27 protein-coding genes are annotated in these 20,625 nt (G+C 44.5%); all 27 read left to right on the forward strand.

The features are described from left to right. The first annotated feature begins 36 nt into the window (after nucleotides 1-36). The 27 genes from rsmG to FTT75_RS03355 all read left to right on the forward strand — a co-directional run bounded on the left by rsmG (nucleotide 37) and on the right by FTT75_RS03355 (nucleotide 20,513). Nucleotides 37-669 (forward strand): 16S rRNA (guanine(527)-N(7))-methyltransferase RsmG, encoded by a 633-nt coding sequence (rsmG, locus tag FTT75_RS03225; RefSeq protein ID WP_005170375.1) that lies wholly within the window; start codon nucleotides 37-39, stop codon nucleotides 667-669. 25 nt (nucleotides 670-694) lie between these two features. Then, nucleotides 695-1,477 (forward strand): ParA family protein, encoded by a 783-nt coding sequence (locus tag FTT75_RS03230; RefSeq protein WP_159516023.1) that lies wholly within the window; start codon nucleotides 695-697, stop codon nucleotides 1,475-1,477. Beyond that, entirely contained in the window at nucleotides 1,474-2,361 is an 888-nt protein-coding gene (locus tag FTT75_RS03235) for a ParB/RepB/Spo0J family partition protein (protein ID WP_005097335.1), read from the forward strand. The genes FTT75_RS03230 and FTT75_RS03235 overlap by 4 nt, the downstream gene beginning before the upstream one ends. Before the next feature lie 33 nt (nucleotides 2,362-2,394). After that, nucleotides 2,395-3,033: a MotA/TolQ/ExbB proton channel family protein gene (locus FTT75_RS03240; RefSeq protein ID WP_100329624.1), complete on the forward strand. Its 639-nt coding sequence runs from the start codon at nucleotides 2,395-2,397 to the stop codon at nucleotides 3,031-3,033. A gap of 10 nt (nucleotides 3,034-3,043) precedes the next feature. After that, on the forward strand, nucleotides 3,044-3,466 hold the full coding sequence (locus FTT75_RS03245) for a biopolymer transporter ExbD (protein ID WP_004278885.1): 423 nt from the start codon (nucleotides 3,044-3,046) through the stop codon (nucleotides 3,464-3,466). Continuing rightward, a complete protein-coding gene (gene msbA, locus FTT75_RS03250) occupies nucleotides 3,466-5,193 on the forward strand; it encodes a lipid A export permease/ATP-binding protein MsbA (protein ID WP_005097331.1) in 1,728 nt (575 codons plus the stop codon). The genes FTT75_RS03245 and msbA overlap by 1 nt, the downstream gene beginning before the upstream one ends. A 3-nt stretch (nucleotides 5,194-5,196) precedes the next feature. Next, nucleotides 5,197-6,201, forward strand: a complete 1,005-nt coding sequence (gene lpxK / locus FTT75_RS03255) for a tetraacyldisaccharide 4'-kinase (RefSeq protein WP_180185903.1) — start codon at nucleotides 5,197-5,199, stop codon at nucleotides 6,199-6,201. A 12-nt stretch (nucleotides 6,202-6,213) separates the two neighbouring features. Further along, complete coding sequence (gene kdsB / locus FTT75_RS03260; protein WP_180076189.1) at nucleotides 6,214-6,975, forward strand: 3-deoxy-manno-octulosonate cytidylyltransferase; 762 nt, start codon at nucleotides 6,214-6,216, stop codon at nucleotides 6,973-6,975. Between the two features lie 14 nt (nucleotides 6,976-6,989). After that, on the forward strand, nucleotides 6,990-7,970 hold the full coding sequence (locus FTT75_RS03265) for a DNA polymerase III subunit delta' C-terminal domain-containing protein (protein WP_005170396.1): 981 nt from the start codon (nucleotides 6,990-6,992) through the stop codon (nucleotides 7,968-7,970). A 15-nt stretch (nucleotides 7,971-7,985) separates the two neighbouring features. Continuing rightward, nucleotides 7,986-8,327 (forward strand): PilZ domain-containing protein, encoded by a 342-nt coding sequence (locus FTT75_RS03270; protein WP_005170399.1) that lies wholly within the window; start codon nucleotides 7,986-7,988, stop codon nucleotides 8,325-8,327. A 27-nt stretch (nucleotides 8,328-8,354) separates the two neighbouring features. Continuing rightward, the gene (locus FTT75_RS03275; RefSeq protein ID WP_100535277.1) at nucleotides 8,355-9,128 is read left to right on the forward strand and encodes a TatD family hydrolase; all 774 of its coding nucleotides are present in this window, start codon (nucleotides 8,355-8,357) and stop codon (nucleotides 9,126-9,128) included. A 40-nt stretch (nucleotides 9,129-9,168) separates the two neighbouring features. After that, nucleotides 9,169-9,783, forward strand: a complete 615-nt coding sequence (locus tag FTT75_RS03280) for a TetR/AcrR family transcriptional regulator (RefSeq protein ID WP_004645466.1) — start codon at nucleotides 9,169-9,171, stop codon at nucleotides 9,781-9,783. Nucleotides 9,784-9,797: 14 nt separating this feature from the next. After that, nucleotides 9,798-10,349: a type II secretion system protein gene (locus tag FTT75_RS03285; RefSeq protein ID WP_074383251.1), complete on the forward strand. Its 552-nt coding sequence runs from the start codon at nucleotides 9,798-9,800 to the stop codon at nucleotides 10,347-10,349. A 106-nt stretch (nucleotides 10,350-10,455) separates the two neighbouring features. Continuing rightward, nucleotides 10,456-10,857: a type II secretion system minor pseudopilin GspI gene (gene gspI / locus FTT75_RS03290; protein ID WP_370981693.1), complete on the forward strand. Its 402-nt coding sequence runs from the start codon at nucleotides 10,456-10,458 to the stop codon at nucleotides 10,855-10,857. Beyond that, nucleotides 10,854-11,489 (forward strand): type II secretion system minor pseudopilin GspJ, encoded by a 636-nt coding sequence (gene gspJ / locus FTT75_RS03295; protein WP_159138333.1) that lies wholly within the window; start codon nucleotides 10,854-10,856, stop codon nucleotides 11,487-11,489. The genes gspI and gspJ overlap by 4 nt, the downstream gene beginning before the upstream one ends. A 12-nt stretch (nucleotides 11,490-11,501) precedes the next feature. Continuing rightward, a complete protein-coding gene (gene gspK, locus FTT75_RS03300) occupies nucleotides 11,502-12,470 on the forward strand; it encodes a type II secretion system minor pseudopilin GspK (RefSeq protein ID WP_180185904.1) in 969 nt (322 codons plus the stop codon). 153 nt (nucleotides 12,471-12,623) lie between these two features. After that, nucleotides 12,624-13,220, forward strand: coding sequence for a 6-carboxytetrahydropterin synthase (locus FTT75_RS03305; RefSeq protein ID WP_005097321.1), 597 nt, complete (start codon nucleotides 12,624-12,626; stop codon nucleotides 13,218-13,220). Between the two features lie 46 nt (nucleotides 13,221-13,266). Next, nucleotides 13,267-13,980 (forward strand): uracil-DNA glycosylase, encoded by a 714-nt coding sequence (gene ung, locus FTT75_RS03310; protein WP_005097319.1) that lies wholly within the window; start codon nucleotides 13,267-13,269, stop codon nucleotides 13,978-13,980. Then, a complete protein-coding gene (locus FTT75_RS03315; RefSeq protein ID WP_180185905.1) occupies nucleotides 13,977-15,098 on the forward strand; it encodes an enoyl-CoA hydratase/isomerase family protein in 1,122 nt (373 codons plus the stop codon). The genes ung and FTT75_RS03315 overlap by 4 nt, the downstream gene beginning before the upstream one ends. A 6-nt stretch (nucleotides 15,099-15,104) precedes the next feature. After that, nucleotides 15,105-15,620 (forward strand): tRNA adenosine(34) deaminase TadA, encoded by a 516-nt coding sequence (gene tadA, locus FTT75_RS03320; RefSeq protein WP_180185906.1) that lies wholly within the window; start codon nucleotides 15,105-15,107, stop codon nucleotides 15,618-15,620. Between the two features lie 60 nt (nucleotides 15,621-15,680). After that, nucleotides 15,681-16,112, forward strand: coding sequence for an SRPBCC family protein (locus FTT75_RS03325; RefSeq protein WP_180185907.1), 432 nt, complete (start codon nucleotides 15,681-15,683; stop codon nucleotides 16,110-16,112). 17 nt (nucleotides 16,113-16,129) lie between these two features. Then, nucleotides 16,130-16,813 carry a (d)CMP kinase gene (gene cmk, locus FTT75_RS03330; RefSeq protein WP_005097314.1) on the forward strand — a complete coding sequence of 228 codons (684 nt, stop codon included), beginning with the start codon at nucleotides 16,130-16,132 and terminating at the stop codon, nucleotides 16,811-16,813. A gap of 110 nt (nucleotides 16,814-16,923) precedes the next feature. Beyond that, nucleotides 16,924-18,603 carry a 30S ribosomal protein S1 gene (gene rpsA / locus FTT75_RS03335; protein WP_005097313.1) on the forward strand — a complete coding sequence of 560 codons (1,680 nt, stop codon included), beginning with the start codon at nucleotides 16,924-16,926 and terminating at the stop codon, nucleotides 18,601-18,603. Nucleotides 18,604-18,766: 163 nt separating this feature from the next. Continuing rightward, nucleotides 18,767-19,072 carry an integration host factor subunit beta gene (locus tag FTT75_RS03340; RefSeq protein ID WP_005097312.1) on the forward strand — a complete coding sequence of 102 codons (306 nt, stop codon included), beginning with the start codon at nucleotides 18,767-18,769 and terminating at the stop codon, nucleotides 19,070-19,072. A 23-nt stretch (nucleotides 19,073-19,095) separates the two neighbouring features. After that, on the forward strand, nucleotides 19,096-19,455 hold the full coding sequence (locus FTT75_RS03345; protein ID WP_074383247.1) for a lipopolysaccharide assembly protein LapA domain-containing protein: 360 nt from the start codon (nucleotides 19,096-19,098) through the stop codon (nucleotides 19,453-19,455). 36 nt (nucleotides 19,456-19,491) lie between these two features. After that, entirely contained in the window at nucleotides 19,492-20,172 is a 681-nt protein-coding gene (gene pyrF, locus FTT75_RS03350; protein WP_005097309.1) for an orotidine-5'-phosphate decarboxylase, read from the forward strand. A 113-nt stretch (nucleotides 20,173-20,285) separates the two neighbouring features. Continuing rightward, nucleotides 20,286-20,513 (forward strand): hypothetical protein, encoded by a 228-nt coding sequence (locus tag FTT75_RS03355; protein WP_100329616.1) that lies wholly within the window; start codon nucleotides 20,286-20,288, stop codon nucleotides 20,511-20,513. Nucleotides 20,514-20,625 lie beyond the last annotated feature (112 nt).

Genomic DNA, 20,625 nt, shown 5'->3' on the forward strand with positions numbered 1-20,625 from the left:
ATACTTCCACCTAACTTTTTCGAGCGTAGATTGTTTATGCACATGTTTTTTCAAGAACTAAAGCAGGGTAGCCAAGCTTTGGGTTTAGAGCTATCTGAAGAAGCTTTGAATTTATTACTCAAGTATCAGGACGCTTTGGTGCTGTGGAACAAAGCATATAATTTAACTGCAATCCGTGATCCGAAAGAAATGCTGGTCAAGCATCTGCTGGACAGTCTCAGCATTCTAAAAGATCTGCCAGCGGGTCGTCTGCTCGATATCGGTACGGGTGGCGGTATGCCGGGCATGATCATTGCTTTATGTCAGCCTGAGCGTGAATGTGTATTACTCGATTCAAATGGTAAAAAAATTCGTTTCCTGAAGCAGTTTATTGCCGATCTGAAACTTAAAAATGTCATTGCGGTGCAAACGCGTGTAGAAAATGAAGACAGCATTAACGAGCTGGGTCAATTTGATGTGATTACCAGTCGTGCATTTGCATCTCTGACTGACTTTGTGGATGCCTCTAAACCGTATATGCATGAACAGACCATTATTGCCTCGATGAAAGGCTTAATTCCTGAAGATGAAGTCGCTGCTTTAAAAAATGAATTTAGTTGTGAGATTATTGAACTTAAAGTTCCGCGCTTAGACGAACAGCGTCATTTACTGCTATTAAAACGTATTTAAGAATTTTAAAGGGATTGGGGGCAACATGGCACAAATTATTGCGATTGCAAACCAAAAAGGTGGTGTTGGTAAAACCACAACCGCAGTAAATTTGGCAGCATCTTTAGCTGTGTTAAAAAAGCGCGTTTTGCTGGTCGATATGGATTCGCAAGGCAATGCAACCATGGGGTCGGGCATTCAAAAGAATGACTTGCTCTATTCGGTCACCGATGTATTGCTGGGTGAAGTGCCGATTGAAACGGCGATCGCCAAGGCAGAAGTCGGTTATAAGGTTCTGGGTGCCAACCGGGATCTGGCTGGGGTGGAGCTGGCAATTGCAGAACAGGAAGGGCGCGAGTTCATTTTGCGTGATGCATTGCAAGAAGTCGAAAAGTCATTTGATTATATTATTGTTGATTGTGCGCCAAGTCTGAGCCTGATTACAGTGAATGCTTTGGCAGCGGTTGATGGTGTGCTGATTCCGATGCAGTGTGAATATTATGCACTGGAAGGTCTGGCTGATTTGACCCAGACCATCGATCGGATTCAGCAAGCATTGAATCCAGACCTGCAAATAGTCGGTGTATTACGTACCATGTATGATGCGCGTAATGCCTTGACCCGTGATGTCTCTGAAGAATTAGAACAATATTTCGGTAAAAAACTGTATGACACCGTGATTCCACGCAATATTCGTCTGGCTGAAGCACCAGCACACGGTTTGCCGGTGATTTATTTTGAAAAAAGCTCAAAGGGTGCAGTTGCTTACTTAAATCTGGCAGCTGAAGTATTAAAGAAAAGCAAAGTGAAAAAAGGAAGTAAAGCATGACCGTCAAGAAACGTGGACTCGCTAAAGGTCGTGGCTTGGATGCCTTGCTAGGCTCAATTCAAAAAGAAAAATTACAGATGGAAGCCCAAGGTCTTGATCATGGTCAGCTCAAACAGATTGATGTGAACCTGCTCAAGCGTGGTGAATACCAGCCGCGCCGTTATATCAACGAGCAAGACTTGCAAGAGCTGGCGGCATCGATTGAAAAACACGGCATTATGCAGCCGATTGTGATTCGTCCGGTCGATGACGAACGCTATCCTTATGAAATTATTGCCGGTGAACGTCGTTGGCGTGCAGCGCAGTTGGCAGGTCTGACTGAAATTCCTGCGATTGTGCGCGAACTTCAGGATCAGGTCGCGATTGCATTGGCTCTGATTGAAAACATCCAACGTCAGGATCTGAATCCGATTGATCAGGCCATGGCTCTGCAACGTTTCCATGAGGAATTTGGTCTAAGCCATCAGGAAATTGCAGACACAGTCGGCAAGGCACGTACTACGGTCAGTAATTTACTTCGCCTGCTCAGTCTGGCTGAAGAAGTGAAAGACTTTATGCAGCAAGGCCTGCTGGATATGGGGCATGCGCGTGCGATTCTAACGCTGAAGGCAAAAGACCAGCTCAAAGTCGCTGATATCGTGATTGAAAAAAGCTTGTCTGTTCGTCAAACCGAGCAGTTAGTCCGTGATTTTAATGCACCTAAACAAGAAAAAGTAAAACAAGCGCTTGCACCGGATATTCAGCAATTGACCCAGCGCCTTTCAGAGCGTTTCAGTGCTGATGTGAAAATTGACTATAACAAACAAGGTAAAGGAAAATTAGTCATTAGTTATCATTCTTTAGAAGAGCTGGATGGCATTCTTTCTATTTTAGAAGATGAATAATTTATATATTTTTTTTATTGGGGAATAAATTAGATGTGGGAATTGGTTAAAGCGGGTGGCTGGCTCATGCTGCCACTGGTCTTGTGTTCTATCTTTATGTTGGCGATTTCGATCGAGCGCCTGATTCGCCTGAAGAGGAAAGCGGTACTTCCGTCTACACTTCTGATGAGTCCAGTGCAACATGCATCACAAGTCATGCAAAAAATTCAACAAAGTACAGAATTGAAGCACAGTACTTTAGGCCGGGTATTTGCAGCAGGCTATGCCAGCAAGCCGCAGGGCGAACAGTATGCCCGTGCACAAATGGAAGTGATGGCATCGCAGGAAATTGGTTATCTGGAAAAGAATATTAACTTTCTGGGAACCTTAAGTGCTGTGGCGCCATTGCTGGGTTTGTTGGGGACTGTGCTTGGGATTATCGAATCTTTTCTGATGATCGATGTGGGGACTGGGAGTGATCCGGTATTGATGATGCCAGGTATTTCCAAAGCCTTGATTACCACAGCAGCCGGGATGCTGATTGCGATTCCGGCACTTTTTGCCCATCGTTACTTCCAGCGACTGGTTCAGGAATATGTGGCGGAGCTTGAACAGCAGGCGACCTTGTTTCATGCGGATCTTTTTTATCGCAATATTGCAGATATAGACCAAGATATGCAAAAAGCCAGCTAGGAGGCGGATGATGAAATTCAAACGCAACCAGGTTGAAGATGTGCATATTAATCTGACCCCTATGATTGATTGTCTGCTGTTTATTTTGGTCTTTTTACTGTTATCGACAACATTTAGCCAAATGAGCCGTATGAACTTGACCTTACCAGATGCGCAGGGTGTTCCGCCTAAAAGTTATGATCAGAAAGTTGAAGTGATTGTGGATGCCAATGGTCATTATGCAGTCAATGGTCAATCCTTGGCCAGTAAAGAAGTCGCAGATTTAAATACTGCAATTAAACAGATTTCTAATGAACGCCGTGATTTAATGTTCGTCATTGCCGCTGACGCGAAAGCCAGCCATCAGGACGTGATTCGCGTTATGGATGTGGCCGGGCAGCTCGGCTTTGTCAATATTAATATCAGTACCAAAGTACCTACCCGAGGTTATTAGTGAAGCACGATTTTAAGGTCTATCTTCGCCTTTTAAGTTATTTAAAACCCTTTTGGGGCATCGGATTGCTTGTCCTGCTCGGTTTTTCTATTAATGCGGCTACAGAAGTTTCTGTGGCTAAATTACTGGAATATATCATTGAGGCCATTCAAGACAAAGACCAGAGTTTCACTTCGCTTTTCCCGTTTTTAGTGGTTGTCCTGATGTTCTTTCGTGGGCTGGGATTATTCATGGGGGGTTATTTTACTGCGGTGATTTCCCGTAATCTGGTGTTCAATATCCGTCAGGAAGTTTTTGCAAAACTGCTGCGTTTACCGTCTCAGTATTATCTGGACAATACCAGCGGGCATATTACTGCCAAGATCATGTATAACGTGGAACAGCTGACCGCTGCCTCAACAGAAGCGTTAAGAACCCTGTTGCAACAAGGTTTGATTACGATTGCGCTATTAGGCTATCTGCTATATAGCAACTGGCGTCTGACCATGTGTATCCTGATTTTTGCACCCGTTATTGGCTTTGTGATCAGTAAGGCGGCTAGACGGATGCGTAAACTGTCACAGCAAGTGCAAGACACCATGGGGGATGTTAACCATGTGGTTCAGGAAACGGTCAATGCCAACCTGATCGTCAAGGGTTTTGGTGGCCAAAGTTACGAGCAGGAACGCTTTAAGCAGAACTCGCTGGAAAACTTGCGTCGTGGCTTGAAAATGGTCGCTGTGCAGCAGTTGAACAGTCCTGTGGTTCAGCTGATCATGTCTATTTCACTCAGTATTGTCATGTTTATTGCCTTGCGTCCACAGATCCTTGGCGATACCTCTGCCGGTGAATTTGTGGCTTATATTACGGCTGCAGGCATGTTGGCAAGACCAATCAAGGCTTTAACAGATATCAATGAAAAAATTCAACGGGGTATGGCCGCAGCGCATTCGGTATTTGAATTGCTGGACATGCCCGAAGAAAAAAATACCGGGACTTTAAGCGATAGCTTAAAAGGTAATATTCAGTTTAAAGATGTCAATCTGTTTTATGATGATGGTCATCATGCCATTCGTGATTTTAATTTAGAGGTAAAAGCTGGTGAAACGGTTGCTCTGGTTGGGCGTTCCGGTGCCGGTAAAAGCTCACTGGTGAATTTGCTGGTACGTTATCAGGATACAACGTCAGGTCAGCTTCTACTGGATCAGAAACCGATTGAGGACTTTGAGCTGACTGCCTTGCGTACCCAGATTGCGATGGTGAATCAGCAAGTGGTGCTGTTTAATCGGACTGTGCGGGAAAATATTGCCTATGGTCAGCTCGAAGGTGCGACTGATGAAGACATTATTGCAGCAGCAAAAGCCGCTTATGCACATGATTTTATTATGGCTCTGCCAAAAGGTTATGATACCCAGCTAGGTGCTCAAGGTTTAAATCTGTCTGGTGGTCAGCGTCAGCGCATCGCGATTGCACGTGCGATTTTGAAAAATGCCTCTATTCTGATTCTGGATGAAGCAACCAGTGCCCTGGATAATGAATCCGAATACTTTATTCAGCGTGCCTTTGATCAGGCCATGCAAGATCGTACAACCATTGTGATTGCACACCGTTTATCGACGATTGAAAATGCGGATCGTATTGTGGTCATGGATCAGGGGTGTATTGTCGAGCAAGGGACTCATGCAGAACTGATTGCATTGCATGGGGCTTATTATCAGCTGCATCAACGTAATTTTGAGGAACAATAAGTTATGGCATTGGCGCAAATCATTCAGGATGCTTGGAATACACAGGCAAAGTGGCTGGTGGTGCTGCGTCCTTTGTCATGCTTGTATCGTTTAGGTTTTGTCAGCAATCACTGGCTGTACCAGAAAGGGATTAAGACAAGCTATAGTGCTCCGATTCCGGTCATGGTGATTGGCAATATCACTGTCGGTGGTAGTGGTAAAACCCCTTTACTGATTCATCTGGTTGATTATTTAACTCAACAAGGTGTAAAAGTTGGGGTGATTAGTCGTGGTTATGGCGGCAAAGGTCCATTTCCGGCTTATGTGGATTTTAATACCTTGCCTGAGGTCGTCGGTGATGAGCCTGCCTTGATTGTACAGGCGACGGGCGTGCCGATGGCCGTAGGGCCAAACCGGCAAAAAAGTATTGAACTGTTACTGCAAAGACATCAGTTGGATCTGATTATTTGTGATGATGGTTTGCAGCACTGGGCTTTAAATCGTCAGATTGAATGGATTGTACTGGACAATAATCGCGGTCTGGGCAACCAAAAACTGCTTCCGGAAGGCTATCTGCGTGAACCGGTGACACGCTTGGAAACAGGAACGGTAATTGAGCATTCGGCAAGTCCAAGTTCTGAGCTATATATGCATCTGGCTGCATCACAGCCTTATCTACTCAATCAAGACAACAATAAAATCTTCGATCCTCAATCGGCTTTTTATGCCGTGGTGGGAATCGGTTTTCCGCAGCGCTTTTATCAGACCCTGAAAAATCTGGGCATAGAACAATTCCAGTGTCATGAATTTCCCGATCATCATGATTATGACATTGAAGATCTACAGTTTGATGATGCCAATCCGATCATTACCACGGAAAAAGACGCAGTCAAGATTATGGCATTACTGAAACAATATCCCGACTTTAAGCAGGATATCTGGGTGGTGCCAGTCGATGCAGTATTATCGCCAGTCTGCTATACGGTCTTGCAGCAACAGTTACAACAATACGGTATTCAAATTTCTTAAGGCTTATTCAGTATGAAACACATTGTTATTCCTGCACGTTTTGCCAGTTCACGTTTGCCGGGTAAACCCTTGCTGGACATTCATGGTCGTCCCATGATTTTACGTGTGGTGGATCAAGCCAAAAAAGTACAAGGTTTTGATGATTTGTGTGTGGCGACCGATGATCAGCGTATTGCTGAGGTTTGCCGTGCCGAAGGTGTTGATGTGGTGATGACTTCGGCGGATCATCCTTCCGGGACAGACCGCCTCAGTGAAGTAGCGCGAATCAAAGGCTGGGACAGTCACGATATTATTGTCAATGTGCAGGGTGATGAGCCTTTATTGCCGGCACAACTGGTGAAGCAGGTGGCACAACTTCTAGAAGATCAACCGGATTCTTCGATGTCGACGCTATGTGAGCCGATTCATCAACTAGACGAATTTAAGCGTGACAGCATTGTTAAAGTGGTGATGTCCAAACATAATCAAGCTTTGTATTTTAGCCGTGCTACCATTCCTTATGACCGTGATGGTGCGAAACTGGCTGAAGCAAAACTGCATAATCAGGCCTATCGTCATTTAGGTTTATATGCTTACCGGGTGAAACTGCTTCAAGAATATGTCACCTGGGAGATGGGGGTTCTGGAAAAACTGGAATCCCTAGAGCAATTGCGGGTACTGGAAAATGGTCACCGTATTGCGATTGCCGTGGCTGAAGCCAATTTGCCACCGGGTGTGGATACTCAGGAAGATCTGGATCGATTGAATCAAATGGATCTTTCTCATTTTGCTTAAGAAGAGTTGAATACATGCCTTTTGATGTCAATGCACAGATTTATCCATGGCAGCAACAGGTTTGGGAAACGCTGACCGGACGTTTTCCCAAGCTTGGGCATGGTTTATTGTTTTATGGCAAAAAAGGCTGTGGCAAGGAGGCATTTAGCCAGCAGTTTCTGGCTTGGGTCTTGTGTCTGAATCGGCAGCCTTCTGGTGCATGTGGCGAATGTGGCAGTTGCCAATGGCTCAAGGCTGATACGCATCCCAATTATGTGCATATCAGCACCGACGAAGACAATAAAAAACAGAATGCCAAAATCAAGATTGAAAAGATTCGTGATCTGTTGCCTTTTGTGCAGCAGACCGTCGATGGCTGGCGAGTGATTGTAATTGAACCTGCGGAAGCCTTAAATATCTCCTCTGCCAATGCATTATTGAAAACGCTAGAAGAACCCGGTGACAATACGGTCATTATTTTGCTGGCAGATCATTATTTAAAATTGCCTGCAACGATACGGAGTCGCTTGCAGCATTTTGCCTTAGACCGGATTTCTGCAGAACAATTTAGTGATTATGTTCAGGCACAGTTGCCGGATGCAGGTTCTAGCCAGCAACAGTTATTGATGAACCTGTCCAATCAGATGCCCTTACAAGCACTCGAGGTTGCACAAAGTGCCTGGCTGCCACTGCGTCAGGAATTCCTGCAAGACTGGCAAAAACTGGTGATGCAAAAAAATATGCCGCTTGCAATTGCGACCAAATGGAACAAAAGCCTGAGCTTTGGTGAATTTGCTCCCATGTTTGAATACTTGTTGTCCGATTTAATTTGTGTCAAGCTCAATCAAACGGTGAAAAACATTGATCTTGAGTTTAATGTGCTTGCCGAACAATATTCATTAGCAGCACTTTTTAAAATTTATGAAGATTTTCAGCGTTCCAAGCAATATCTCGAGCAGAATGTTCAAAGCAATCTGGTGATCGATGAGCTGTTTATCAAGCTGATGAATCTTTAATTAAGGGGAAATCACATGCAACCACGTATGGGCGGTATTATTCAGGCCAATATTCCTGATATTGAAACACTGTTTGCCAGCTATATGCCTTATGTATGGGGTGGTGGACTGTTTATTCCGTCCAAGCAGCCGGTCAAGCTGGGTGAAGAAGTTTTTGTATTGACCACTTTGCCTGAACAGACCCAGAAAATTCCTTTAACCGGTAAAGTGATCTGGGTCTCGCAAAAGCAGAATGGCATCAAGCCACAAGGCTTTGGCATCCAGTTAAGCGGTGAAAAGGGTGTTTATTTCAAAAATGAAGCAGATCGTCTGGTTGCAGGTCTTAAATCTGAAGGGCGTAAAAGTTACACTATGTAGTTCATTTAGCTGTGGTAGGAACGCATTGTGTTTGTAGATACCCATTGTCATTTAACGATGCTGGATTTAACGCCGTATAACGGTGATCTGGATCAGGCACTCGCACAGGCCCGTGAAGCGGGTGTATCCAGGTTCATGAGTATCTCGGTCGATCTGGATGATCATATCGCGCTGGCGAAAATTGCCGCGCGTCACCCGGATGTCGGTTATACCGTTGGGGTACATCCTTGCGAAGATGCTGCGACCATGGCGCGTGCCACGACCGAATATCTGGTCGAGCTGGCACAGCCTGAAAAAGTCTGGGCACTCGGTGAAACCGGTCTGGATTATTATCACAGTACAGATTTTGTCGAAGAACAAAAAGCCTGCTTTGCCCGTCATATCCATGCTTCGCAAATCACTAAGAAACCGGTGGTGGTACATACCCGTGCTGCCAAGCATGATACCGTGGATATTATCCGTGCGGAAAAATCCACGCATGGCATCTTGCATTGCTTTACTGAAGATTGGGAAACTGCCAAAGCGGTTTTAGACTGCGGTTATTATGTCTCATTTTCCGGGATTATCTCGTTTAAAAATGCCCAGGATCTGCGTGATGTGGCCAAACAGGTTCCGCTGGATCGTGTACTGATTGAAACCGATAGTCCTTATCTTGCGCCGATGCCATATCGTGGCAAATCTAACGAACCTAAATACGTTCCTTATGTAGCCAAAGCGCTTTGTGATGTATATGATAAGTCGCTAGAAGAAATGGCTTCTATCACAAAGCAGAACTTTGAAAATCTTCTAAATTTAAAGTAAATAAAGTTATATAAAGTACAAGAGAGTTTATAGGGTGAAGATGGATCGTCAGGCTCAGTTTCGAGCAAGAGAAACCTTGATTTTTCAAGTCGCAGAGCAGCTCCTGCTGGAAAATGGTGAAGCAGGAATGACGCTAGATGCGCTTGCTGCTGAACTTGATCTGGCCAAAGGGACACTCTATAAACATTTTCAGAGTAAAGATGAGCTGTATATGTTGCTGATTATCCGTAATGAGCGCATGTTGCTGGAAATGATTCAGGATAGTGATAAAGCTTTTCCTGAACATCTGGCCTTCTTTATGTTGCACCATTTACATCATCCGGAACGTACGGTGCTGTTCCATCAGATTGAAGAACGTCTGTCGACGACTGGCGTGGGAATTCAGCATCTATTCAGTGAACTGTATCAGGTACGCAAACAGCGTTTACGCCTGATCATCCGCATGACAGAAAGTTATCTGGTTTCAATTCATAGCCGCATGTCGGTGCGTGACTATCTGGCGTCGATCTGGTCACTGACCCATGGCGCCGCTGCAATTCTCAATTCCAGTTTTTATCAGCGTTATCTGGGTTCACGCGATACCTTGCGCGTGGCCTATATCGATCAAGCACTGGCTTTGCCAAAGCAGGTGCATTCTGCCGAGCAGTTTGCCTAAGGTTAGAGCTTAGTATGATCAGATCATCTCACAGCGCAGTTCGTGGCTTTACCCTCATCGAATTGATGGTGGTGATTGTGATTATGGGAATCATGGCCTCACTGGTATTGCTGAATACCAGTGGTGTCGATCAGCGTAAGGCCATGCAGGCACGCGAGATTTTGTTATTAGACTTGCAGCGGGTCATGCGTGAGGCGAATGACCAGTCCAGAATACTGGCGCTTGATCTGCAACCCGCGACCGATGTCTCGCCATTTCGCTATGGGATTGTAGAATATCGTTCAGCAGCGCAGACTGAACAGAACCTGCAAAATGAAAAATGGCAGAGTTATACAGAATTTAAATTACGTAAGCTGCCGGATCATGTGTCTTTTCGGATTCAGGGGCTAGAACAACAGCGTTATGCCCGTGCGCAAAATCGTGATCTGACGCAGGTGAATTCTCCGCAATTGATCTGGCTGGGGAATGGTGAGGTCAAGCCGGTACGGATTCAGTTCTTTTTAGAAGATCGTGAAGTCGGCTCTGCGATTGAGGTGGATCATCTGGGTAAAATCAATGAAATCTAGATCTTTCAAGCAAAGTGTGTGCTCCAGGCTGATCAAACCATTTAAATCGAGTGTTGATCGATTGCATTGTGGGCACTTCGAGCAGAGCTCTTGGTCTTGCGCAGCGGTGAAACAGCATTTCACTCATCGCAGCTCAGGCTTTACCTTGCTGGAAGTTATGGTTGCACTGGCAATTTTCGCCACCGCAGCCATGACGCTGACCAAAGTCGCGATGCAATATACCCAGTCAACCTCGAATGCCATTCTGCGCACCAAAGCACAGTTTGTTGCCTTAAATGAAGTGGCTCAAATGGAAATCAATCAGCAATGGATGGATGGCACGGCCTCCAGACAGCTGACCCAGCAAGGCGAAACCTGGCAAATTGACAAGCGCAGTGAACCGACCATCAGTCCCAATGTGCAACGTATTGAACTACAGGTCAGTCTGGTCAATCAGGAGACTGGTCAAGGTGCATCCGGGATCAGCAGCTTAATGTTCTTTAATCATCGCATGAACAATACGCCATGAAGCCTAAAGGATTTACCCTGGTCGAATTATTGGTTGCGATTGCGATCTTTGCAGTGCTGTCTGCTTTGGGCTGGAAAGTTTTTGATTATATTGTCAAAACCAAAGATCAAAATGCAGTACATGAACAGCGTCTAGGTCAGCTACAGGAAACCTATCAGCAAATTTTACGGGATACGGTACAGGCAATCCCTTTAACGGCCAATATCAATGGTGATATTCAACCGGCTCTGGTTTTGCAAAATGGCCGTTTTAATTTTAGTAAAACTGGCGTGACTGATCCTCTGGAGGAGGGTATTTCGCCAGATGAACGCATTGAATATCAGTATCGGGCCGATGAACAAAAACTGTATCGATTGAAATATCGCAACCTGAATCAGACCGGTCGTGATCAGCCTGAATCCAGTATTTTATTATCGGACGTTGAGCAATTTCAGGTTGTGGTGCTGAATCCAAATGAACTCACACAGTGGCCTGATTCTTTTATGGATTTAAATCAGCGAGAGCAGAAACAGCGCTTGCCCAAAGGTATTAAAATCAATTTAACCGTGAATGGCGTCAGCTATGAGTGGCTGTTTAGTTTATTAAATACGGACTTTTTGCTTGATAATCAGAATACAGGTCAACCCGGCTAAGAATCATAAAAAATGAAAATGAATAAACAGAGGTTGAAGCAGCAGCAGGGCATTGCACTGATTACCATTCTGGTGATGGTGGCATTGGCGACTATTCTGGCAGCCACGATTGCCCAGCGTCAGGCTGCAACTGCTGAAAGTACCGCCTATCTGATGCGGCAAAACCAGTCGCTGATGTATGCCAAAAGTGCCGAAGCCTTTTTTTCTGAATTGCTAGTAGATGATGCTGAAAATGCCGCAGAGGTTGATCATCTACAGGAAACCTGGGCGCAGCCGATGCCGGCTTTTCCGGTCGATGACGGCTATGTTTCCGGAATCATCCAGGATGAATCGGGCAAGTTTAATTTAAATAGCCTGATCACTGCTGAAGATAGCATCAATGAAAATGCCAAAGCATGGTTCGAGCTGATTTTAAAACGTGCAGGTTTGCCAGCGCAGCTCAGTGAAGCCGTAATTGACTGGCAGGATGAAAACGAGCTGGTGAGTGGAGGTATGGGTGCCGAATCTAATTATTATCAAGGCTTACCGAATGCCGCTTTACCACCGAATGCAAAATTTCATAGCGTAGAGGAATTAAAGCTGGTACGTGGTTTTGAAGAAAATAAGTACAAACTGATAGCACCTTATCTGAGTGCTGCACCGATGCAGGAAAGTCCGGTCAATATTAATACAGCATCTGCTTTTCTTTTAGCCAGTATGGATGAAAAACTGGATGTGAATGCGGTACAGCAATTGCTGGATCAGCGACAGGCCAATTTGGAACACTTTTCTAATGTGTCTGAGTTATGGTCACTCGAACCGTTTGCGCAAGTCGATGCTGCCAAGCGTAATCTGTTTAATAGCCTGCTCGGAGTGCAATCCAATTATTTTAAAGCTCAGATCGAAGTGGTCTTGAGTGAACGCAAGCGCCAGTTCAGTAGTGATCTGGTTCGTCAGGACAAACAGGTATATGTGGCTTATCGCAGTATGGAACCCTTTTAGTCAGGGCTTATTCAGTTATACCGTTAGTCTAAATCTGAACAGCAGCTTGATCCCTTTTCCCTATCAGGCTGAACAGCAAAATTAATCCTCAAAGCTGTAGTTTTGCTTTATAATCAAAATCAATTCACCTATTTTTTGACGACATTACGGCATATGTTAATTCGTAAGTTATTTAAGTTTGAGAATGCTCATATTGTGCGTAACTGCACGTCAGATCGCTGTAAGCGTTCAATCCATGGCCATAGTTATAAAGTCGAGCTACTGTTAAAAGCCTCGAAGTTAGATCATGGGCAAATGGTCTATGACTTTGGTCTGCTTAAAGGTGTGATTAAGGATTTCTTTGATTCTTTCGATCATGCGATCTGTTTCTGGCAAAATGACGACCCGGAATATATTCAGGCTTGCAAAACTTTCAGTGCGCGGTGGGTGTCGTTACCGGTATCACCATCGGCAGAGCAGTTTTCACGTATCTTTTTCTTTCTGGCGCAACAAGTGCTGGCATCGACCGTGACTCAAAATGGCGAAGGTGATGTCGAAGTCTATTCTGTGATTATGCATGAAACCGATACCGGTTATGCACAAAGCTTTTTAGAAGATATTCAAAATGAACAGATGGGCATTCTGAGTCTGGATCAAATTGAGTTTTCTGAACAGGTGCAAGCTGAATGGACCGATCCGGACATGTTGAACAAGCTGAAACAGGGCACAGCATTTCATAACCCGACTGTAGATTTACAGGTACAGATTTAAAGTCTGCGTGACTTGAAATCCATTGACATAGATTTAGGATTGAAGAATGTCTTTAAATGAACAGCAACTGGCCAAACTGAATAAGGTTCAGTTGGATGAAAGCTGGAAATATGGATTGAGTGAGTTTTTACTCAGTCCGAAAATGGACGAATTAAAAGCTTTTCTGGTTGAAGAAAAAAAAGCAGATAAAACAATTTATCCTCCCAATCATCTGATTTTTAATGCCTTGAATACCACGCCGCTCGATCGGGTTAAAGTGGTCATTTTAGGGCAAGATCCTTATCATGGCCCGAATCAGGCGCATGGATTAAGCTTTTCGGTGCAAAAAGGGGTTGCATTGCCGCCATCTTTGCGTAATATTTTCCACGAGTTACATGCGGATGTCGGGGTTGAACGACCAAAGCATGGTGACTTGACGCATTGGGCAGAGCAGGGTGTGCTTCTGTTAAATGCAGTACTGACTGTAGAGGCAGGTCAGCCGACTTCGCATCAAAAGCGCGGTTGGGAAGAATTCACCGATCACGTCATTGATGTTTTAAATGAGCAGCGTGAACATATTGTCTTTATTCTTTGGGGCGCATACGCACAGCGTAAAGGACAGCGCATCAATCAGGACAAGCATCTCGTGTTAAAGGCCGCACATCCATCGCCTTTGGCCGCAAACCGTGGTGGTTTTTTTGGTTGTAAAGTATTTTCAAAATCGAATAACTATCTCAAACAACATGGCATTGAGCCTATAGATTGGCAGCTGGACGCATGACATATTCTCCCCTTACTAAAACTTATCATCCGGATTTGATCGTTGAAGAAGCGCATAATGGCTGGCGTATCGTTCGTTTAAATCGTCCAAAGTCTTTGCATGCTCTGGATGAATCGATTGCTTCTGCACTTTTGGAAGTATTTCAGGATTTTCATACGGATGACAGCGTAAAAGCGATCTGGTTAGATTCAACCACACCGAAAGCATTCTGTGCCGGCGGCGATGTGCGTAAATTACGTCAACTGGTCATTAACGATGAAGTGGCGGCTGCCAATAAGTTTTTTGAACAGGAATATGCGCTGGATCTGTTATTGCATAATTATGCCAAACCGGTTTTGGTCTGGGGTGAAGGTTATGTGATGGGTGGGGGCCTTGGTCTGTTTATGGCGGCACCTTTCCGTTTAGTGACGCCGTATTCGCGTTTGGCGATGCCTGAAATCAATATCGGTTTATATCCCGATGTGGGTGCAACTCGCTTCCTGGCCGATCGGGGCGCGATTGGTTTATTTACCGGCTTGACCGGTTCAATCATGACCGCTGCAGGCGCTTATGGGATTGGCTGGGCAACACATATTTGTGATGCACAGCGTGATTCAGTTTTAGATAAAGTGATTAATATCGACTGGGATCATTATCCTGCAGGTGACTTCCGTGCCATTGATGACACTTTAAATAGTATGCATCGTCCGGTAGGGCCAGGACCACTGCAAAACTCTCTGGATGTGATTCATAGTGTTTGTCGTGGTGTCAACTTCGAGCATGATTATGAATCGATTATCGGTCTCAGTGATGCGCGCAGTGACTGGTTGCGTCAAGCCAGTGAAAATCTGCAAAAAGGTTCACCCACCACCGCAGCCTTGACCTGGCTATTATGGCAATGGGGTAAGCAGGTACATTCCTGGAATGAAGTTTTCGAACTGGAAGTTCAAATTTCTGACTGGAAAATTCGTCATCATGATTTTGTCGAAGGTGTGCGTGCACGTCTGGTCGATAAAGACCTTAGTCCTGAGTGGAAAAAGGGTGCAGATATGAGTTTAAAAGGCATCCTGTCCGGAAATCCTCCAGTCACTAGTATTGAAAGCTGGAATGAGCTGCTCAAGCATTATGGTGTGATTTAAGCCTCAATGTCTGAAACACAATTTACAGATGAATACTGGATGCAGCGTGCTTACGAGCAGGCTGCACTTGCTGCTGCACAGGGAGAAATCCCTGTCGGGGCAATTATCGTTAGCCAGAATCAGATCATTGGTCGGGGATTTAATGCGCCCATCTCGTTGAATGATCCGACTGCGCATGCTGAAATTGTCGCGCTACGTGATGCCTGTCAAAACATTCAAAATTATCGGCTACCTGATGATGCGGTGCTCTATGTGACTCTCGAACCGTGCACCATGTGTGTCGGTGCGCTCGTGCATTCGCGGGTTTCACGCGTGGTATTTGGTGCATTTGAGGCGAAAGCGGGTTCACTGGTGAGCGCGCGTCAACTTTTTGAAACCGGTTATTATAATCACGTATTTCCTTTCAAGGCAGGCTGCATGCAGCAGCAATGCTCTGAACAGCTCAGTGCATTTTTTAAGTTGCGCCGCGAGCAGAAACGTGAATTCAAGTTACAAGAAAAGTTATTAAATACGCAGCAATAAACCTGCTTTATCCGCTAAAATTTGCTCACTTTCAAATATCTGCAATCTTCAGGAACAATAATGAACAGCATTCAAGTAAAAAAAGAATTCCCGGCAGCGCTTGATGATGTCTTTGATTTAATGTCCAAGCATGCCACCTATAATATTGCCTTTGCGCCGATGCAGGTTGAACGAATCAAGGATTCTGCAGATGCGGAACATCCGGATGGACTAGGTTCGGTGCGTGCTATGGGGGTGGGGCCGCTCAAGCCGCTGAAAGAGCAGATTACATTGTTTGAGCCGAATGCTCGTATTGAATATCAGATTATTAAAAATCCATTGATCAAGCATCATCTGGGGATTATCGAATTTGAAGCGCTGGCCGATGATAAAACCCTGGTCACCTATACGATTGAATTACAGGCGCGTGCGCCTTTTGTGAGTAAATTAATTCTTGCACAGTTACAGGCAGCGATTAAACTAGGCCTGACGAAACTCGCAAAATCTGTTTAAACAACAACGGGAAAGCAATGACAGTTCAAATTATTACCATTGATGGTCCAAGTGGGTCTGGCAAAGGTACGTTGGCAGCAAAACTGGCTGCACATTATCAGTTTCACTTATTGGATTCTGGCGCGCTCTACCGGCTTTTGGGTTTGTCATTGCATCACCATGATTTACTGGATTCAATGGACATTAAGTTGCCAGAATGCGTACAAATCGCAACAAATCTGGATATCCAGTTTGTCAGTAGCGAAACCGGGGTGCAGGTGTACTTGGATGGCGAAGATGTTTCCCAGACCATTCGAACTGAACGCGTCGGAGAATTTGCTTCAAAAGTTGCTGCAATTCCTGAGCTTAGAATGGCAATGGTTTCACGTCAACATGCTTTTGCACAGGCACCTGGTCTGGTGGCAGATGGCCGCGATATGGCCACAAGTATCTTCCCGCAAGCTCAGGCTAAAATATATTTGACTGCATCGGCTGAATCGCGCGCGCAAAGACGTGTAAAGCAGTTGCAGGGTATGGGGCTGGATGTTAAAATAAACGATATTTTAGCTAATATCATCGCGCGTGATAAACGAGATATGGAACGCACTGTCGCTCCACTCAAGCCTGCCGATGATGCTTACATTATCGATAGTTCAAATTTGAACATTGATGAGGTATTCCAGTTGATGACCACTTATGTGGACCAGCAGTTAGCCAATTAACCTGATTTTATCAGCAAACGCATAGCTTGATCAGTTTTATATGGACTATGTAGATGCTTAATTAAACCGGCCTTGTCTGATCCAAGACCGCTGACTTTATCGGAAATATCATGACCGAATCTTTTGCAGCCCTCTTTGAAGCAAGTGAATTAAACCTCAACGTTGAAAAGGGTGCAGTTATCCAGGGCGTTGTAGTAAGCATTGACTCTGATTGGGTAACTGTTGACACTGGCCTTAAATCTGAAGGCGTTGTTGACCGTGCTGAGTTCTTAAATGAACAGCGCGAACTTGAAGTTCAAGTTGGCGACACTGTAGACGTAGTTGTTGAAGCGCTTGACAACGGTATGGGTCAAACTGTTCTTTCTCGCGAAAAAGCTAAACGCGCTGAGACTTGGACTAAACTTGAAAAAATCTTTGAAGACGGCGAAATCGTTACTGGTGTTATCTCTGGTAAAGTTAAAGGCGGTTTCACTGTTGACATCGGTCCAGTACGTGCGTTCCTTCCAGGTTCTTTAGTTGATACTCGTCCTATTCGTGATACGACTCACCTAGAAGGCAAAGAGTTAGAATTTAAAGTAATCAAACTTGACGCTAAACGTAACAACGTTGTTGTTTCACGTCGTGCTGTTATGGAAGCTGAATCTTCAGCTGACCGTGAAGCTCTTCTTGCTCAGCTTGAAGAAGGTCAAACTGTTACTGGTACAATCAAAAACCTTACTGACTACGGCGCATTCGTTGACCTTGGCGGTATTGACGGTCTTCTTCACATCACTGATATGGCTTGGAAACGCATCAAGCATCCTTCAGAAGTTGTTGAAGTGGGTCAAGAAGTTACTGTTAAAGTACTTAAGTTCGACCGCGAGCGTAACCGTGTTTCTCTAGGTCTTAAACAACTTGGCGAAGATCCATGGTTAGCGATCATGAACCGTTACCCTAAAGGTTCAATCGTTAAAGCGCGCGTAACTAACCTGACTGACTACGGTTGTTTCGCTGAAATCGCTGAAGGCGTTGAAGGTTTAGTACACGTTTCAGAAATGGATCACACGAACAAAAACATCCACCCATCTAAAGTTGTTCAGATCGGTGATGAAGTTGATGTTATGGTTCTTGAAGTTGATGAAGAGCGTCGTCGTATTTCTCTTGGTATCAAACAAACTCGTGCTAACCCATGGGAAGAGTTTGCTAAAGACCACGACAAAGGCGAAAAAGTTTCTGGTACGATCAAATCTATCACTGACTTTGGTATCTTCATCGGTTTACCAGGCGGTATCGACGGTCTAGTTCACTTGTCTGATATTTCTTGGAACGAACAAGGCGAAGAAGCGATTCGTCGTTACAAGAAAGGCGACACTGTTGAAGCGGTTATCCTTTCTGTAGACGCTGAAGGCAACCGTATCAGCCTTGGCATCAAGCAAATGAACAACGATCCGTTCAATGACTTCCTTGCTGCTAACGAACGCGGTGCGTTGGTTAAAGGTACTGTAACTGCAGTTGATGCGAAAGGCGCGACTGTTAAGTTAGCTGACGAAGTTGAAGCGACTCTGAAAGCATCTGAAATCAACCGCGATCGCGTTGAAGATGCAACTAAGTTCCTTGAAGTTGGTCAAGAAGTAGAAGCGAAGATCATCAACGTTGATCGTAAATCTCGCGCAATCAACTTGTCTATCAAAGCGAAAGACGAAGCTGAAGAGAAAGAAGCAGTTGCTAACTTGAAAACAGCGCCAGCTGCTGGTCAAGACAATGGTCCTAAGACGATTGGTGACCTGATCAAAGCTCAAATGGGCAACTAAGTAGACGTTTGAATTGTATTGTTAATGTAAGTTAACTAATACTTTTTATACAAATACTGTAAACGGTAGCGTAGTATTTAATTATTGCGCTACCGTTTTGTATTTAAACAGGTTATTATCGGGAAATAGATCCCAAGTAGCTTGATAATTAAAGAGGTCGCAGATGACTACTGAAGCACTTAATAAGTCTGACTTAATAGAGCGCATTGCATTAAAAAATCCGCATTTGGCCGAGCCTTTAGTGGAAGAAGCGGTTAAAATTATGATTGATCAAATGATAGAAGCTTTATCATCTGACAATCGTATCGAGATTCGCGGATTTGGTAGTTTTGCATTGCATCATCGTGAGCCACGCGTGGGTCGTAACCCTAAAACTGGTAAATCTGTAGAAGTGGCTGCAAAAGCAGTTCCGCACTTTAAGCCAGGTAAGGCCCTTCGGGATGCTGTAAACGAATCTGCAAATAAATAATTGTAAATATTTACGGGGTGTTCATGCGTTACGTTCTGGTCGTTCTTTTATTGGTGCTGTTTGGCTATTCATTGGCTTTGGTTTTGCAAAATGGTACCGAATTGTCCGTGGACTTGTTATTTACTCAAGTTCCTGCAATGCGTCTAGGATTATTGCTGCTCCTTACCCTATCTCTAGGCGTCGTGTTAGGCCTGTTATTGGGCGTTCAAATCTTCCGGGTTTTCCAGACCAATTGGGAAATCAAGCGATTACGTAAAGACATTGAACATCTGCGTAAGGAACAGTTGAATACAGCCAAGTTAATGGCCGCTGAAGCAGCAGCCCATACCCGGCATGAAAAAACTGTATTAGATATTACCAATGAAAATCAAAGCCCATTATAATGGGCTTATTTTTTGCCTATTTGAAGGGATAATCTCTTGAGTATCATTGTTGCACTAGATGCCAAAAGCCAATTTGATGCCTTAGCCATTGCAGAACAGCTAGATCCTGCCTTGTGTCGACTAAAAGTGGGCAAAGAGTTATTTACCCATGAAGGTCCAATCATTGTCAGAGCACTTCAAGACAAAGGTTTTGATGTATTTCTGGATCTGAAATTTCATGATATTCCAAATACGACTGCACAGGCAGTCTGCGCGGCAGCTGATTTGGGTGTATGGATGGTGAATGTACATGCATCTGGTGGCCGAAAAATGATGGAAACCTGTGTGGAGCGTTTACAAGCAGGCAACTATAAAACTCAACTCATTGCTGTGACAGTGCTGACTTCAATGGGTCGTGAAGACCTCAAAGATATTGGTCTGGATATTGAGCCAAATGAGCATGTCAAGCGTCTGGCTCAACTGACCAAAAACAGTGGCCTGGACGGGGTGGTGTGTTCAGCTCAAGAAGCAAAAATGTTACGTGAAACATTAGGCCAAGACTTTGCTTTGGTAACACCCGGTATTCGTCCTGAAGGCTCAAATGCCGATGATCAGAAGCGTATTGTGACACCGAAACAGGCGATGCTGGACGGCTCGACTCATTTGGTGATTGGCCGTCCTATTACCCAGTCTAAGAATATGCGTCAGACTTTAAAAGATATTTTGGCAACGCTTTAATATGGTTTGAATGACAAAAAGCCTTTCAGTCGAAAGGCTTTTTTTATACTGTTGCACTTGCCGCTTGAATCCGCCTATTGAAAAAAATGGTTATAAAATAAAAAGGAAAAATGATGACTTCATCTGAACCACAATTAGAAAAAGAACAGAATGACGTGATTCAAAATGTTCAACAGGCGGAACAGCTTAAGCAACAAGAACAGCAACAACAGCAGGCAAGCTCAGCAGATTGGACAGCAGGGATCGATGTGGTCAGTTTGGCATCTGATGCCATCAGCCTTGCTTCGGATGTTATTGAAACAGTAGGCGATGCCTTAAGTGATATTGATTTAAGTTTTTAGTCAGCCCTTCTTGCTTGTGCTTCGTTTTAAAATCCTGCTTTAGAACTTAGTCAGGAAGGAGAGTTCCTCTTTAGAAAAGAGAGATTTAGGGAGATTGAGAAAGCAATAAAGC

This window comes from Acinetobacter sp. YH01008 (assembly GCF_013420435.1).
Classification (GTDB): Bacteria; Pseudomonadota; Gammaproteobacteria; order Pseudomonadales; family Moraxellaceae; genus Acinetobacter; species Acinetobacter pseudolwoffii.